Source organism: Streptomyces sp. 840.1 (assembly GCF_003751445.1).
Classification (GTDB): Bacteria; Actinomycetota; Actinomycetes; order Streptomycetales; family Streptomycetaceae; genus Streptomyces.
In genome coordinates this window covers 625,987-639,382 of the sequence record NZ_RJUU01000001.1, presented here as the reverse complement: position 1 = coordinate 639,382, position 13,396 = coordinate 625,987, and the positions used below count along the sequence as shown (strand labels likewise).

Below are 13,396 nucleotides of genomic sequence, written 5' to 3'. Positions count from 1 at the left end.
GCCCCGCCGGGAAAGGGCAGGTCCTAGAACTCGTCGTCGAAGCCGACCGTGCCCTCGACCGCCACCTGGTAGGCAGACGGGCGGCGCTCGAAGAAGTTCGTGAGCTCCTGGACGCCCTGGAGCTCCATGAACGAGAACGGGTTCTGCGATCCGTACACCGCGGGGAAGCCCAGCCGGGCGAGCCGCTGGTCGGCGACGCACTCCAGGTACTCGCGCATGGACTCGGTGTTCATGCCCGGCAGGCCCTCGCCGCACAGGTCGCGGCCGAACTGCAGCTCCGCCTCGACGGCCTCCTTCAGCATGTCGGTGACCTGCTGCTGGAGGGCGTCGTCGAAGAGTTCGGGCTCCTCCTTACGGACGGTGTCCACGACCTCGAACGCGAAGCTCATGTGCATGGTCTCGTCGCGGAAGACCCAGTTCGTCCCCGTGGCGAGGCCGTGCAGCAGGCCGCGCGAGCGGAACCAGTAGACGTAGGCGAACGCGCCGTAGAAGAACAGCCCCTCGATGCACGCCGCGAAGCAGATCAGGTTCAGCAGGAAGCGGCGGCGGTCGGCCTTCGTCTCCAGCCGGTCGATCTTCTCGACCGAGTCCATCCACTTGAAGCAGAACTGCGCCTTCTCACGGATCGAGGGAATCTCCTCGACCGCGTCGAAGGCCGCCGCCCGGTCGTCCGGGTCGGGCAGATAGGTGTCGAGCAGCGTCAGATAGAACTGGACGTGCACGGCCTCCTCGAACAGCTGCCGCGACAGGTAGAGCCGCGCCTCGGGGGAGTTGATGTGCTTGTACAGCGTCAGCACGAGGTTGTTGGAGACGATCGAGTCACCGGTCGCGAAGAACGCGACGAGCCGCCCGATCATGTGCTGCTCGCCCGGCGACAGCTTGGCGAGGTCGGAGACGTCGGAGTGCAGGTCGACCTCCTCCACCGTCCAGGTGTTCTTGATCGCGTCCCGGTAGCGCTCGTAGAAGTCCGGGTAGCGCATGGGCCGCAGGGTCAGTTCGAAGCCCGGGTCCAGCAGGTTCTTGTTCTCGGATGCGCTCATTACTGGCAGGCCTCGCAGGACTCGGGGTTTTCGAGGGAGCAGGCGATCGCGTCCGCGTCGGGCGCGGCCGCCTGCTGTACGGGAATGGGGGCGGCGGCCGCGGCCTGGCCGGACGCCGCACGGGCGATCCGCGTCGCCGGGCGCGAGCGCAGGTAGTACGTCGTCTTCAGCCCCTGCTTCCAGGCGTACGCGTACATCGAGGAGAGCTTGCCGATCGTCGGCGTCTCCAGGAACAGGTTCAGCGACTGGCTCTGGTCCAGGAACGGCGTACGGGCGGCCGCCATGTCGATCAGGCCGCGCTGCGGGATCTCCCACGCGGTGCGGTACAGCGCCCGCACGTCCTCGGGGATCCACGCGAAGCCCTGCACCGAGCCGCTGGCCTCGCGCAGCGCCTCCCGGGTGCGCGCGTCCCACACGCCGAGCTTCTTCAGCTCGTCCACGAGGTAGGCGTTGACCTGGAGGAACTCACCGCTGAGCGTCTCGCGCTTGAAGAGGTTGGAGACCTGCGGCTCGATGCACTCGTACACACCCGCGATCGAGGCGATGGTCGCGGTCGGCGCGATGGCCAGGAGCAGAGAGTTGCGCATGCCGGTCTTCGCGACCCGGGCGCGCAGCGCGTCCCAGCGCTCCGGCCAGTTCAGCTCGGTGGCGTAGTGGTCCGGGTGCAGCACGCCGCGGGCGGCACGCGTCTCGGACCAGGCGGGCAGCGGGCCGGAGCGCTCCGCGAGATCGCAGGACGCCTCGTAGGCGGCGAGCATGATCCGCTCGGAGATCTTCGTGGAGAGCGCGCGGGCCTCGGGGGAGTCGAAGGGCAGCCGCAGCTGGAAGAAGACGTCCTGGAGACCCATCGCGCCCAGCCCCACCGGCCGCCAGCGGGCGTTGGACCGGCCGGCCTGCTCGGTCGGGTAGAAGTTGATGTCGACGACCCGGTCCAGGAAGGTCACGGCGGTGCGCACGGTGGCGTCGAGGCGCTCCCAGTCGATCGCGCCGCCCTCGACGAACGCGCCGAGGTTGACCGAACCCAGGTTGCAGACGGCCGTCTCGCCGTCGTCGGTGACTTCGAGGATCTCGGTGCACAGGTTCGAGGAGTGCACGACGCGGCCCGGCTCGGCGGTCTGGTTCGCGGTCCGGTTGGAGGCGTCCTTGAACGTCATCCAGCCCTGGCCGGTCTGGGCGAGGGTCCGCATCATCCGGCCGTACAGCTCACGGGCCGGCATCGTCTTGCGGGCCAGGCCCTTGGCCTCGGCCGCGCGGTAGGCGGCGTCGAACGCGTCGCCCCACAGGTCGACCAGCTCGGGCACGTCGGCCGGGGAGAACAGCGACCAGGCGGAGTCCGCGTCGACCCGGCGCATGAACTCGTCCGGGATCCAGTGCGCCAGGTTCAGGTTGTGCGTGCGCCGCTGGTCCTCGCCCGTGTTGTCGCGCAGCTCCAGGAACTCCTCGATGTCCGCGTGCCAGGTCTCCAGGTAGACCGCGGCGGCGCCCTTGCGCCGGCCGCCCTGGTTGACCGCGGCGACGGAGGCGTCGAGCGTCTTGAGGAACGGCACGATGCCGTTGGAGTGCCCGTTGGTGCCCCGGATCAGTGAACCGCGGGCCCGGATGCGGGAGTACGAGAGGCCGATGCCGCCCGCGTGCTTCGACAGCCGCGCCACCTGGTGGTAGCGGTCGTAGATCGAGTCCAGCTCGTCCAGCGGCGAATCCAGCAGGTAGCAGGAGGACATCTGCGGGTGCCGGGTGCCGGAGTTGAAGAGCGTGGGCGAGGAGGGCAGGTAGTCCAGCCGGCTCATCAGCCGGTACAGGGCCGCGACCTCGTCCAGGGCGCGCTCGGAGTCGTCCTCCGCGAGCCCGGCGGCCACCCGCAGCATGAAGTGCTGCGGGGTCTCGACGACCTGGCGGGTGATCGGGTGGCGCAGCAGGTAGCGGCTGTGCAGGGTGCGCAGCCCGAAGTAGCCGAACCGGTCGTCGGCGCCGTCGGTGAGGGCCTGGTCGACCAGCGCGTCGAGAGCGGCCGCGTGCAGCGTCACGAACTCGGCGGTGCGGTCCGCGATCAGGCCCTCGCGGTGGCCGGCCGCGACGGAGGCGGAGAAGGACGTCGCGCCCTGTCCGGCCGCCTCGTCCGCGATGGTGCGGGTGAGGAGGCGGGCGGCGAGCCGGGAGTAGGCGGGGTCCTCGGAGATCAGGCCCGCGGCGGCCTCGGTGGCCAGCGAGCGCAGCTCGGCCTCGTCCGACCGGGCGTTGCGGCCGCGCAGCGCGGCGCCGGCGACGCGTCCGGGGTCGGTGTCGGGCAGGTCCGCGGTGAGGGCGGTGAGGGTCCGCAGAAGTGCGGTGCCCGGTCCGTCGCTCGTGGGTCCCGTTGATTCGGCCGCTGAAACCGGATCGGCTGGCGCGATGGTCACGTGGTGCTCTCCCTCGCTCGGCTCTGGGCCGGCGGAGGAACGGGGCAGCCGGACGGAGCGGGGCCCCGGTCGGGGCAGCACGTCGTACGGCGTCCACCGGCCCATCCACGAGGCCCGGACGTCTGGGCATCCGGTTCGGTCGAGCCGGATGCGCTGTCGGCAGGTCCTCGGACTCGGGGGTGCACAAAAGCACACCGAATACACCGTTGCGGGACAGTTCCGGATTCGCACCGGATTTCCCTGCGGCGACAGCGAGCATGAGCATACATGTGGGGGCCGCCGGATGAGGCAGCCCCCACATGTTGTGTCGCGTGACCGATCAAGAGACCGCCGGGAACTCCAGGCGGTACGTCAGCAGCGAGAGCCCTTCGATGGGATACCAGTCCTTCTCGGGGGTCCGGACGAAGCCGAGGCGCCCGTAGATCCTATGGGCGCCGCGCATCGCCGGCTGCGTCGACAGGACGATGCCGGTGACCCCCGGGGTGGCCCGTGCGCGGTCGATACAGGCCCGTACGAGCGCCTCGCCCGCCCCGGCGCCGCGGGCCTCGCGGGAGACCGCGAGCATCCGGAACTCGGCCTCGTCGGGCGCCGCGATATCGGCCCAGCGATTGCCCGGAGGCGCGTAGGTGACCCCGCCGAGGACGTGGCCCCGCGCGTCCGCCGCGACAAGCACCTCGGCCTCGGCGGCCCGCCTGGGGACGTCGCGCAGTTGCACCAGATACGGATCGTCGGCGCCGAAGTCCAGCAGCCCGTCCCCGAGATAGGCCTCGGCGGTGATCTCGCCGAGGGCGGCGTACTCGGCGGGCTCGACCGGCCTGATGGTTATGTCCATGCACGGAAGTCTGCCGCACCCGCGGGCGGCGCCGGCACGGGGATTTCCCCCGGACGTGCGAACGGGCCGCCGTACCCCATACGTGCTGGGGTGCGGCGGCCCGTGGGGGCCCCGGTCAGTGACCGCCGGGCGCACCGGCCGTGGCCGGCGGGAGCTCCGTCTTCACGCCCGGGTCGCCCGCGTCGGCGGTGTAGTCGGCGGGAGAGGTCTCGTCGATCCCCGCAGGCGCCTTCACGGCGTTCAGGACGAAGGTGAGGACGACGGTCACCACGACGTTCAGCACGAACGCCGTCAGGCCGATGTAGCCGATCTCGCCGATGCCCGGGATCTCCTTGGACGAGCCGCCGAAGTGCGCCTGGGTGGGGCTGGCGACCCCGTAGGCGGCAGCCGTCCCGTAGACCATGCCGACCGCCCAGCCCGCGAGCAGCGCCCAGCGGTGGAACCACCGGGTGAACAGGCCGCCGACCAGGGCCGGCATCGTCTGGAGGATCCAGATCCCGCCGAGCAGCTGGAAGTTGATCGCGACCGTCTTGTCCATGGTGAGGACGAAGGCGAGCGCGCCGACCTTCACCAGCAGCGACACCAGCTTGGAGACCCTGGTCTCCTGGGCGGGGGTCGCGTCGGGCTTCAGGAAGTCCTTGTAGATGTTCCGGGTGAACAGGTTCGCCGCCGCGATCGACATGATCGCCGCGGGGACCAGGGCACCGATGCCGATGGCGGCGAACGCCACCCCCGCGAACCAGTCGGGGAACATGTCCTCGAACAGCTGCGGGATCGCCAGCTGGCCGTTGTCCACCTTGACCCCGGCGGCGATCGCCATGAAGCCGAGCAGCGCGAGCAGGCCCAGCATCAGCGAGTAGAGCGGCAGGATCGTGGTGTTGCGGCGGATCACGTTGCGGCTGCGGCTGGAGAGCGTCGCCGTGATGGAGTGCGGGTACATGAACAGCGCCAGCGCCGAGCCCAACGCGAGCGTGGCGTAACCCCACTGGCCGTCCACGCCGGGCGCGAGCGCACCGGTCGGCTTGCCGCCCGGCGGTCCGGCGAACTTCTCCTGCGCGGCAGCGAAGATGTCGTCGAAGCCGCCGAGCTTGATCGGGATGTAGATGATCGCCACGGCGATGACCAGGTAGATCAGCCCGTCCTTGACGAAGGCGATCAGCGCGGGCGCGCGCAGGCCCGAGGAGTAGGTGTACGCGGCGAGCACCGCGAACGCGATCAGCAGCGGCAGGTCCTTGACGAACCAGTTGGTGTCCTCGCCGCCGCCGACGCCCATCACGTCGAGCACCGCCTGGATGCCGACGAGCTGGAGCGCGATGTACGGCATGGTGGCGAGGATGCCGGTGACCGCGACGGCCAGCGAGAGTCCCTTGGAGCCGAACCGGCCCCGGACGAAGTCCGAGGTGGTGACGTAGCCGTGCTTGTGCGAGACCGACCACAGGCGCGGCAGGAAGGTGAAGATCAGCGGGTACACAAGGATGGTGTAGGGCACCGCGAAGAAGCCGGCCGCGCCGGCCGCGTAGATCGCCGCCGGTACGGCCACGAAGGTGTACGCGGTGTAGAGGTCGCCGCCGAGCAGGAACCAGGTGACCCAGGTGCCGAAGGACCGTCCGCCCAGGCCCCATTCGTCGAGGCTGGCCTCGTTCTCCGCCTTGCGCCACCGGGCGGCCATGAAGCCGACGACCGTGACGGCCAGGAAGAAGAAGATGAAGACGCCGAGCGCGATGCCGTTCACGCCGTCCTTCATGCGGACGCACCCCCCTTGCGGGCGCGCTGGTCACGCTGCCACAGCTTGTACGCGATCATCGTGAGTGCGGTCGAGATGAGCACCCAGAGCATCTGGTACCAGTAGAAGAACGGGATGCCGATGAAGGTCGGGTCGATCTTGGCGTACGAACTCACCCAGAGCATCGCCACGAACGGCGCGATGAGGCAGAGGGCGATGACCACCCGCACGGGTGTGACCGTGGGCGGCTTTCCTCCTGGGTCCGCTGGCTTTCCTTCTGGGTCTGCTGACATGGCGGCGACTCCGTCCCCTCGCTGATCACCTTTGCAATGCGCAGGAAATCTAGGCGAGGGTTCCGGCCAGCGTCACCCCCTGTCCGCATTGCGGTCCGGCAACGGTCCGCAGGCCGGTGGCGGGCCGCCGGGACGATCCCCTGCGCGGGAGAAGGGGTGGGGGATGTGGTTCAGACCAATGGCGGGACGAAGGGGCTGTCCGGGGGACGGGAAAGCCCCCGTGGAAGCGGTTCCACGGGGGCTGTCGGGGTGGTGCGCCGGGGCGTTGCCCGGTCAGTCCAGTGGACGCTTCAGGCGGGCCACGAACTTGTAGCGGTCACCTCGGTAGACCGAACGGACCCACTCGACCGGCTCACCCTGCTCGTCCAGCGAGTGACGGGACAGCATCAGCATCGGCAGGCCCACATCCGTGCCGAGCAGTCCGGCCTCGCTCGGGGTGGCGAGCGAGGTCTCGATGGTCTCCTCGGCCTCGGCCAGCCGGACGTCGTACACCTCGGCCAGGGCCGTGTAGAGAGAGGTGTACTTCACCAGTGAACGCCGCAGCGCCGGGAAGCGCTTGGCCGAGAGGTGGGTGGTCTCGATCGCCATCGGCTCACCGCTCGCCAGCCGCAGCCGCTCGATCCGCAGCACGCGGCCGCCGGCGGTGATGTCGAGGAGTCCGGCGAGGGTGTCGTCGGCCGTGACGTAGCCGATGTCCAGCAGCTGGGACGTCGGTTCCAGTCCCTGGGCGCGCATGTCCTCGGTGTAGGAGGTGAGTTGCAGGGCCTGCGAGACCTTCGGCTTGGCGACGAAGGTGCCCTTGCCCTGGATGCGTTCCAGCCGGCCTTCGACGACCAGTTCCTGGAGAGCCTGGCGCACGGTGGTGCGCGAGGTGTCGAACTCGGCGGCCAGGGTCCGTTCCGGGGGCACCGGGGTGCCGGGCGGCATCGTGTCCGTCATGTCGAGGAGATGCCGCTTCAGCCGGTAGTACTTCGGAACGCGCGCGGTACGCGTCCCGGCGCCCCCGCCCGTCTCGGTCTCCGAACTGCCCCCGTCGACGCCCATGGCCCGCCTTCCCGACTGCTGCGCTGCTGCCGTCACCGGCTCCTCCGTCTGTCGCGGCTCACATGGTGGCACGGTCCGGTCACGGCTCGTCGCCCTCCCTCAGATGTCGGTCCTATAACGGACGCGAGTGCACTTCTTATACACCCTTGACACCCCTAAAGGTCTAGGCCAAGCTCCCGGTACTGGTCTAAACCATTAAAGACCAGGTTCCAGCCCCAGTAGTACTCGTCGACGTTATTTGCGCGGTGGGCGGGGGTTGCAGCATCCCTGAGGAGGGTGGCGTGAAGCGCAAGCTCATCGCGGCGATCGGCGTCGCGGGCATGGTGTTCGGCATGGCGGCCTGTGGTTCGGACGACGACAGCGGCGACGGCAAGAAGGCCGGTGCCGAAGGATACGCGGGCCAGACCCTGACTGTCTGGACGATGTCCGGCTCGAACCCGCCCGGTTGGACCAAGACGGTCACCGACGAGTTCGAGAAGAAGACCAAGGCCAAGCTGAAGATCGAAGTCCAGGAATGGAACGGTATTCAGCAGAAGGTCACCACGGCGCTCTCCGAGTCCAACCCGCCCGACGTGCTGGAGATCGGTAACACCCAGACCCCGGCGTACGCCAAGACCGGCGGTCTCGCCGAGCTCGCCGACGTGAAGAAGGAGATCGGCGGCGCCTGGCCCGACGCGGTCAACGCCCCCTCCGTCTTCGAGGGCAAGCAGTACGCGCTGCCGTGGTACTTCGGTAACCGCGTCGTCATGTACAACAAGAAGGTCTTCAAGGACGCCGGTATCACCGAGACGCCGAAGACCCGCGCGGACCTCTTCAAGGCCTTCGACGCCATCAAGAAGAAGGGTGACGCCGAGCCGATCTACCTGCCCGGCCAGAACTGGTACTTCTTCGACGGTCTGCTCGTCGGTCAGGGTGTCGAGCCGGTCAAGAAGGAAGGCGACAAGTACGTCTCCAACCTGGCCGACCCGAAGGTCGCCGCGGCCATGGACGTGTACAAGAAGTACCAGTCCTACTCCAAGGCCCCCAAGGACAAGGACGAGGCCACCCCGCAGCAGGCCGAGGTCTTCGCCAAGGGCAAGACCGGCGCCATCATCGCGATGGGCTACGAGGCCGGTACGGCCATCAAGGCCAACCCGAAGCTCGAGAAGGACATCGGCTTCTTCACCATCCCCGGTGAGACCGCCGAGAAGCCCGAGGGTGTCTTCCTCGGTGGCTCCAACTTCGCCGTCGCCGCGGGCAGCAAGAAGCAGGACCTCGCCAAGGAGTTCCTGAAGATCGCCCTCAGCGAGGCGAACGACGGCGCTCTCGTCAAGGAGGCCGGCTGGACCCCGAAGTCCGAGGCCATGCAGAAGTTCGCCGTGGGCCAGCCCGCGGCCGAGGCTGCCGGCCCCGCCGCCGCCAAGTCCGGTGGCACGACGCCGCTGATCCCGGAATGGGCGCCGGTCGAGAACCCGCCGAACCCGATCAAGACCTACATGACACTGGTCCTGCAGGGTAAGTCGTCCGCCGACGCGGCCAAGCAGGTCGAGGGCGAGCTCAACAAGCGCCTGAGCCAGCAGCAGTAGTCGCAGCAGCGCGACACACTCCGGGGCGGCGGGCATCCACCCGCCGCCCCGGCTGTACGCACCGTTCCTGTAGGGCTCTGTTGGAAGTGATGACGAGCATGGCAGTAGACACCAATCCGTCGGACGTGGCTAAGACAGCCGCAGGCCGGGGGCACGGCGGGCAGCCACCCGCCGGACCGGACGGGAAACGCGGGCGGAAGCTGGGCGCGGGGGCCGCGGCCTATCTGCTGCTCGTACCCGCTCTCGCCGTGACGGCGCTCCTCCTCGGCTATCCCCTGGTGAAGAACGGCATGCTGTCGTTCCAGAACCTCAATATGGGGCAGCTGATCCGGCACGCCACCGAATGGAACGGGTTCAAGAACTACACGGAGATCCTCGGTGGTGAGGACTTCTGGCGCGTCACCCTCCGCACCATCATCTTCACCAGCATCAACGTCGCGCTGATCATGCTGTTCGGCACGCTGGTCGGACTGCTGCTCGCCCGCCTCGGCAAGCGGATGCGCCTCACCCTGATGCTGGGCCTCGTGCTCGCCTGGGCCATGCCCGTCGTCGCGGCGTCCACGGTCTACCAGTGGCTCTTCGCCTCGCGGTTCGGCGTCGTGAACTACGTGCTCGACAAAATCGGCTTCCACTCCATGGCCGAGTACAACTGGACCGGCTCGCAGGTCTCCACCTTCTTCGTGGTCGGGCTGCTGATCGTCTGGCAGTCGATCCCCTTCGTGGCGATCAACCTCTACGCCGCCACCACGACGATCCCCAAGGAACTCTACGAAGCCGCCTCGCTCGACGGGGCCGGCAACTGGAAGAGCTTCACACAGGTGACGTTCCCGTTCATGCGGCCCTTCCTCTACGCCACGACCTTCCTCGAGGTCATCTGGGTGTTCAAGGCGTTCCCGCAGCTGTTCACCATCAACGAGGGCGGCCCCAACCGCCTCACCGAGACGCTGCCCATCTACGCCTTCGTCGAAGGGGTCGGAAACCAGCACTACGGCATGGGCGCCGCGATCTCGCTGCTCACCATCCTGATCATGCTGGGGCTGACCTCGTACTACCTCCGCATCGTTCTCAAGCAAGAGGAGGACGAGCTGTGAAGCGCTCACTGCTCGGCCGCATCTGGCCCAACGCAGCGGCGATCGTCCTCTTCGCCGCCTTCGTCTTCCCCGTCTACTGGATGTTCAGCACGGCGTTCAAGCCGACCGGCGACATCATCACGGAGACGCCGGTCTGGTTCCCGACCGACATCACGTTCGACCACTTCAAGACGGCGTACCACGCACCGGACTTCTTCACACTGGTCAGGAACTCACTGACCGTCACGCTGCTCGCGGTCGTCTTCTCGCTGATCATCGCGCTCTTCGCCTCGTTCGCCTTGGCGCGGATGCGGTTCAAGGGCCGCAAGAGCATGATCCTGGTCTTCATGATCGCGCAGATGGCCCCGTGGGAAGTCATGGTCATCGCGATCTACATGCTGGTCCGCGACGCGGACATGCTCAACAGCCTGGTCCCGCTGACCCTCTTCTACATGGTCATGGTGCTGCCCTTCACGATCCTGACGCTGCGCGGCTACGTCGCCGCCGTGCCCAAGGAACTGGAGGAGTCCGCCATGGTCGACGGGTGCAGCCGCCCGCAGGCCTTCGTCAAGGTGATCCTGCCGCTGCTCGCCCCCGGTCTGATGGCGACCTCGCTCTTCGGCTTCATCACGGCGTGGAACGAGTTCCCGCTCGTCCTCATCCTCAACAAGGACCCCGAGTCCAAGACGCTGCCGCTCTGGCTCTCCCAGTTCCAGAGCCAGTTCGGCGACGACTGGGGCGCCACCATGGCGGCGGCCTCGATCTTCGCGGTCCCGATCCTGATCCTCTTCGTCTTCCTGCAGCGTAAGGCCGTCAGCGGTCTCACCGACGGTGCCGTGAAGGGATAACGCACCCCATGACCACCCTCGTATCCACCACGGACACCGTCACCCGCGACGCCCTCGCCGTCCTGCAGCCGGGGTTCACCGGCACCACGGCACCGGACTGGCTGCTGCGCCGGATCGGCGAAGGTCTCTCCTCCGTCGGGCTGTTCGGCCGCAACATCGAGACGCCCGGACAGCTCACCGCGCTCACCGCCCAGCTCCGCGCCGAACGCGATGACGTACTCGTCGCGATCGACGAGGAGGGCGGGGACGTCACCAGGCTGGAGGTGCGCCACGGCTCGTCCTTCCCCGGCAACCTGGCGCTCGGCTCCGTCGACGACACCGCGCTGACCCGCGCCGTCGCCCAGGAGCTGGGCCGCCGGCTCGCCGCGTGCGGCGTCAACCTCAACTGGGCGCCGTCCGCGGACGTCAACTCCAACCCCGGCAACCCGGTCATCGGGGTGCGGTCCTTCGGCGCCGAACCCCAGCTGGTCGCCCGCCACACCGCCGCGTACATCGAGGGCCTCCAGGCCGCCGGCGTCGCCGCCTGCACCAAGCACTTCCCGGGGCACGGCGACACCGCGGTCGACTCGCACCACGCGCTGCCGCGCATCGACGTGGACCTGGAAACCCTGCACGCCCGTGAACTGGTGCCCTTCCGGGCGGCGATCGCGGCGGGTTCCAAATCCGTGATGAGCGCGCATATCCTGCTTCCCGCGCTCGACCCGCACCGCCCGGCGACGCTGAGCCCGCAGATCCTCACCGGCCTGCTGCGCGAGGAGCTGGGCTACGACGGACTCATCGTCACCGACGCCGTGGAGATGCAGGCCATCGCCTCGACGTACGGGATCGAGCGCGGCTCGGTCCTCGCGATCGCGGCGGGCGCCGACGCGCTCTGTGTCGGCGGCGGCCTCGACGACGACAGCACGGTGCTCCGGCTGCGCGACGCGCTGGTCGAGGCGGTCCGTTCCGGTGACCTGCCCGAGGAGCGGCTGGCTGATGCCGCCGCCCGGGTGCGGGCCCTCGCGTCCTGGACGCGACGGGCCGGGGGGGCTGTCCCGGAGCCGGGCGCGGCAGTGCAGGAGGGGACCGCGCCCGGCGCCGGGGGCAGCAAGCTCATCAGCTCCGACATCGGCCTCGTCGCGGCCCGCCGAGCCGTCGTGGTGACGGGCCCGGCCGAACCGCTGACCGGCCCGGCCTATGTCGCCGCGCTCACCCCGGTCGCGAACATCGCGGTGGGGGACGAGACACCCTGGGGCGTCGCCGCCGAACTGGCCCGGCTGGTGCCGGGCACCGGGACGGACACGTACGGCAGCGAGCACGAGGCCCTCGCGGACGAGGTGCTGCGGGCCGCGGGGGAGCGGCGCATCGTCGCGGTCGTCCGCGACGCGCACCGCCACCCGTGGATGACGGCGGCCCTCGACGCGCTGCTGGCGGCGCGTGCGGACACGATCGTGGTCGAGATGGGCGTACCCCAGGCCGAACCGAGGGGAGCCTTCTACATCGCCACCCACGGAGCCGCCCGGGTCTGCGGCCTGGCAGCGGCAGAGAAGATCGCATCAACGGAAGCCACCCCGTCGGCCGGTTGAGACAACACCGGACGCCGGGCACCTCAAGCCCGTCCGGTGATTGAGGGACAAGCCCTCGCGCCGGACGGGCAGGCCCGAAAATCCAGTCCGTCCGGCGATTGAGGACAAGGCGTCCACCACGACGCACCCGTACAGACGTGAGGGGCCGGACACCACCAGGTGCCCGGCCCCTCACGCGTACCGCCACGTACTAAATACCCTGCCACGGCGGCTTCGCCGCGTACGTGGCGCGGAAGTAGTCCGCCAGCTTCAGCTTCGACGCCGCCGCCTCGTCGACCACTATCGTCGCGTGCGGATGCATCTGCAGCGCCGACGCGGGCACCACCGAGGCGACCGGACCCTCGACCGTCGCCGCCACGGCATCGGCCTTGCCCTCGCCCGTCGCGAGCAGGATCGGGTGGCGGGACTCCAGGATCGTGCCGATGCCCTGGGTGATCACGTGGTGCGGCACCTGCGTGATGTCGTTGTCGAAGAAGCGCGCGTTGTCGACCCGGGTCTGCTCGGTCAGCGTCTTGATCCGGGTACGGGAGGCGAGCGAGGAGCACGGCTCGTTGAAGCCGATGTGCCCGTCGGTGCCGATGCCGAGGAGCTGGAGGTCCACCCCGCCGGCCTCGGCGAGCGCCTTGTCGTACGCCTCGCAGGCGGCCTGGACGTCCTCGGCGGAGCCGTCCGGGCCCATGAAGGAGGCCTCGGAGAGCCCGAGCGGCTCGACGACCTCGCGCAGGACCACGGAGCGGTACGACTCCGGGTGGCCCGCCGGCAGCCCGACGTACTCGTCGAGCTGGCAGATGCGGGCGCGCGAGGCGTCCACGGCACCGGAGCGGACCTTGTCCGCGAGTGCCTGGTAGATGGGCAGCGGGGTCGAGCCGGTGGCAACGCCGAGAACGGCGTCGGGCTTACGGCTCAGCAGGGCGCCGATGGCCCCCGCGATCAGTTCGCCGCCTGCCTTGGCGTCCGGGACGATGACAACTTCCACGCGGGGCCTGCCGATCTGGAGTGAATCATGTGGTATAGACCAAT

Annotated in this window: 11 protein-coding genes and 1 riboswitch; of the genes, 4 read left to right on the top strand and 7 right to left on the bottom strand. The window is 69.0% G+C overall.

What is annotated here, in order from left to right; all coding sequences use genetic code 11:
• Window positions 1-23 precede the first annotated feature (23 nt).
• The 6 genes from EDD93_RS02800 to EDD93_RS02775 all read right to left on the bottom strand — a co-directional run bounded on the left by EDD93_RS02800 (window position 24) and on the right by EDD93_RS02775 (window position 7,328).
• Window positions 24-1,040, bottom strand: a complete 1,017-nt coding sequence (locus tag EDD93_RS02800) for a ribonucleotide-diphosphate reductase subunit beta (protein ID WP_123523655.1) — start codon at window positions 1,038-1,040, stop codon at window positions 24-26.
• Window positions 1,040-3,436 (bottom strand): ribonucleoside-diphosphate reductase subunit alpha, encoded by a 2,397-nt coding sequence (locus tag EDD93_RS02795; protein ID WP_123523654.1) that lies wholly within the window; start codon window positions 3,434-3,436, stop codon window positions 1,040-1,042. Before EDD93_RS02795 ends, EDD93_RS02800 begins: the two co-directional genes overlap by 1 nt.
• Before the next feature lie 140 nt (window positions 3,437-3,576).
• Window positions 3,577-3,735, bottom strand: a riboswitch (cobalamin riboswitch).
• Window positions 3,736-3,755: 20 nt separating this feature from the next.
• A complete protein-coding gene (locus EDD93_RS02790) occupies window positions 3,756-4,268 on the bottom strand; it encodes a GNAT family N-acetyltransferase (protein ID WP_123523653.1) in 513 nt (170 codons plus the stop codon).
• 115 nt (window positions 4,269-4,383) lie between these two features.
• Window positions 4,384-6,012, bottom strand: coding sequence for a monocarboxylate uptake permease MctP (mctP, locus tag EDD93_RS02785; RefSeq protein ID WP_123523652.1), 1,629 nt, complete (start codon window positions 6,010-6,012; stop codon window positions 4,384-4,386).
• Window positions 6,009-6,215, bottom strand: a complete 207-nt coding sequence (locus EDD93_RS02780; RefSeq protein ID WP_037787228.1) for a DUF3311 domain-containing protein — start codon at window positions 6,213-6,215, stop codon at window positions 6,009-6,011. The genes mctP and EDD93_RS02780 overlap by 4 nt, the downstream gene beginning before the upstream one ends.
• Window positions 6,216-6,557: 342 nt before the next feature.
• Window positions 6,558-7,328: a GntR family transcriptional regulator gene (locus tag EDD93_RS02775; RefSeq protein WP_123523651.1), complete on the bottom strand. Its 771-nt coding sequence runs from the start codon at window positions 7,326-7,328 to the stop codon at window positions 6,558-6,560.
• A 281-nt stretch (window positions 7,329-7,609) separates the two neighbouring features.
• Between EDD93_RS02775 and EDD93_RS02770 the strand changes: the two genes are divergently transcribed.
• From EDD93_RS02770 to EDD93_RS02755, 4 genes are all read left to right on the top strand, one after another.
• Complete coding sequence (locus EDD93_RS02770) at window positions 7,610-8,893, top strand: extracellular solute-binding protein (RefSeq protein WP_123523650.1); 1,284 nt, start codon at window positions 7,610-7,612, stop codon at window positions 8,891-8,893.
• Window positions 8,894-8,991: 98 nt separating this feature from the next.
• Window positions 8,992-9,984 (top strand): carbohydrate ABC transporter permease, encoded by a 993-nt coding sequence (locus EDD93_RS02765; RefSeq protein WP_123523649.1) that lies wholly within the window; start codon window positions 8,992-8,994, stop codon window positions 9,982-9,984.
• Window positions 9,981-10,811, top strand: a complete 831-nt coding sequence (locus EDD93_RS02760) for a carbohydrate ABC transporter permease (protein ID WP_123523648.1) — start codon at window positions 9,981-9,983, stop codon at window positions 10,809-10,811. The genes EDD93_RS02765 and EDD93_RS02760 overlap by 4 nt, the downstream gene beginning before the upstream one ends.
• An 8-nt stretch (window positions 10,812-10,819) precedes the next feature.
• Window positions 10,820-12,376, top strand: coding sequence for a glycoside hydrolase family 3 protein (locus EDD93_RS02755; protein ID WP_123523647.1), 1,557 nt, complete (start codon window positions 10,820-10,822; stop codon window positions 12,374-12,376).
• Window positions 12,377-12,566: 190 nt separating this feature from the next.
• On the opposite strand, the gene nagB is transcribed toward EDD93_RS02755, so the two are convergent.
• Window positions 12,567-13,352 carry a glucosamine-6-phosphate deaminase gene (nagB, locus tag EDD93_RS02750; protein ID WP_123523646.1) on the bottom strand — a complete coding sequence of 262 codons (786 nt, stop codon included), beginning with the start codon at window positions 13,350-13,352 and terminating at the stop codon, window positions 12,567-12,569.
• Window positions 13,353-13,396: the final 44 nt, after the last annotated feature.